The organism is Campylobacter sp., from assembly GCF_020024835.1.
Classification (GTDB): domain Bacteria; phylum Campylobacterota; class Campylobacteria; order Campylobacterales; family Campylobacteraceae; genus Campylobacter_D.
Map to the genome: position 1 here is coordinate 1 of NZ_JAHHTD010000068.1, position 2,360 is coordinate 2,360.

General features: G+C 29.3%; 2 protein-coding genes. One reads left to right on the forward strand and one right to left on the reverse strand.

Annotation, left to right across the window (positions count from 1 at the left end):
• The first annotated feature begins 66 nt into the window (after window positions 1-66).
• Window positions 67-1,497 carry a type I glutamate--ammonia ligase gene (glnA, locus tag QZ429_RS07575; RefSeq protein ID WP_291953382.1) on the forward strand — a complete coding sequence of 477 codons (1,431 nt, stop codon included), beginning with the start codon at window positions 67-69 and terminating at the stop codon, window positions 1,495-1,497.
• A gap of 29 nt (window positions 1,498-1,526) precedes the next feature.
• Here the strand turns inward: glnA and purU are convergent, their stop codons facing one another.
• The gene (gene purU, locus QZ429_RS07580; RefSeq protein WP_291953384.1) at window positions 1,527-2,354 is read right to left on the reverse strand and encodes a formyltetrahydrofolate deformylase; all 828 of its coding nucleotides are present in this window, start codon (window positions 2,352-2,354) and stop codon (window positions 1,527-1,529) included.
• Between the last annotated feature and the right edge of the window lie 6 nt (window positions 2,355-2,360).

Consider the following 2,360-nt stretch of genomic DNA (forward strand, 5'->3'; position numbering starts at 1 on the left):
TTTAAACTTAATTTAAAAAAAATATACTACAATCTTAAAATATTTAAATGAATTTAGGAGAAATGAATGGGAAAATTTGTTAAAAATATAGAAGAATTTTTTGATTATTGTAAAGAGCATGAAGTTATATTTGTCGATTTTAGATTTACCGATATGATAGGTATGTGGCATCATATAACCTATAATATTAAAGCTATTGATTGTGATACTTTTAAAAATGGTATTCCATTTGATGCTAGTTCTTTGCACGGATGGCAACCGATAGAAAAATCAGATATGATACTTAAACCTGATGTTAAAAGTGCATTCTTAGATCCTTTTACAGCCGATCCAACTATCATAGTAATATGTGATGTGTATGATATCTACAAAGATCAAATGTATGAAAAATGTCCAAGAAGTATTGCTAAAAAAGCAATGGAATACCTAGCAAATAGCAATATAGCTGATACAGCCTATTTTGGCCCTGAAAATGAATTTTTTATTTTTGATAACGTAAAAATTGTTGATTCATCAAATTGCTCAAAATATGAAGTAGATACTGAAGAAGGGGAATGGAATGATAATAAAGATTTTATAGATAGCTATAATCACGGCCATAGACCAAGAAATAAAGGTGGATATCTACCAGTATCTCCTATTGATTCTAGTGTTGATATAAGATCTGAAATGATTCAAGTTTTAGAAAGAGTTGGATTAAAAACATTTGTGCATCATCATGAAGTTGCACAAGGACAAGCAGAAATTGGTGTTGAATTTGGAAATTTAGTAGAAGCTGCTGATAATGTGCAAATTTATAAATATATAGTCAAAATGGTAGCTCATTTAAATGGAAAAACTGCTACTTTTATGCCAAAACCTCTATATGGAGACAATGGAAGTGGTATGCATGTTCATATGAGTCTTTGGAAAGATGGAGTAAATCTATTTTATGACAAAGATGGTTATGGCAAACTAAGCAAAAGTGCTATTTACTACATAGGCGGTATTTTAGGAAATGCAAGAAGCGTAGCTGCTTTTACAAATCCTAGTTCAAATTCTTATAAGAGAATAGTTCCTGGATTTGAAGCTCCGTGTATTTTAACTTATTCTTGCCAAAATAGATCTGCTAGTTGTCGTGTGCCTTATGGTATAAATAAAAAAAGTGCTAGAGTTGAAATAAGATTTCCTGATAGCACTGCAAATCCTTATTTAGCATTTACAAGCTTGCTTATGGCTGGATTAGATGGTATAAAAAATAAAACAGAAGCGGTAGGTCCAATGGATGAAAATTTATTTGCACTAACTTTAGATGAAATCAGAGAAAAAGGTATTGAGCAACTTCCTCACACTTTAAGAGGCTCCCTTGAGGCACTTATTCGTAAAAATACCTTTTTAAAACCAGTAATGAGTGATATCTTTATAGATGATTATCAACATATGAAATTTGAAACTCAAGTTTGGCCTGTTGAAGCTAGACCAACTGCTTATGAATTTAAAACTTGTTATTCTTGCTAATTTATTTGATGTCTTTGACATCAAATAAATTAAAATATTATTGTTTTGTTTTCATAAATAAAAATCCTATCGTCAAAAACAAGATCTAAAGCCTTTGAAAAAACATTTTTTTCTACATTACGACCAGCTTGTTGCATAGCTTGCCAAGAATATTCATGAGTTATAGGGATCACATCTTGAGTGATAATTGGACCCTCATCTAAATCATCATTGACAAAATGTGCAGTTGCTCCAATAATCTTAACTCCACGTTCATAAGCTTGCTTATAAGGATTTGCACCGATAAAAGCAGGCAAGAAAGAATGATGTATATTAATAATTTTTCCTTCAAAATGCTTTACAAAATGAGGTGATAAAATACGCATATATTTAGCTAAAACTATATAATCAAAATTGTATTGTTTTAAACACTGAAGTATATTTTTTTCATGCTCTTTTCTACTTAAATCCTGAGCTTTTATTGCGTGAAATGCTATATTAAATTTATCTACTAAAGGTTTTAAATCATCATAATTTGCAATTACAGCCTTGATATTTGCATTAATTTCTCCACTAAAATGACGAATTAATAATTCTCCAATACAATGAGTCTCTTTAGTTGCAAAAATAATAATATCTTTTTTTCTTTTTTTGCAAATTTCTACTAAAGTATCACTTGGCAATACAAGCTCTAAAGATTTTTGAAAACTAATTGTATCAAGCTCACCTTCTAAGTGTGCTCTAAAAAAAAATCTACAATTTCCAACAAATTCATCATTTTTTATGATGTTAATTTTATGCTTAAAAATAATATCTGAAATTCTATATATCAAGCCTTTTTCATCACTACATGAAATTTTTAAAATATATTCACTCACTCTAAC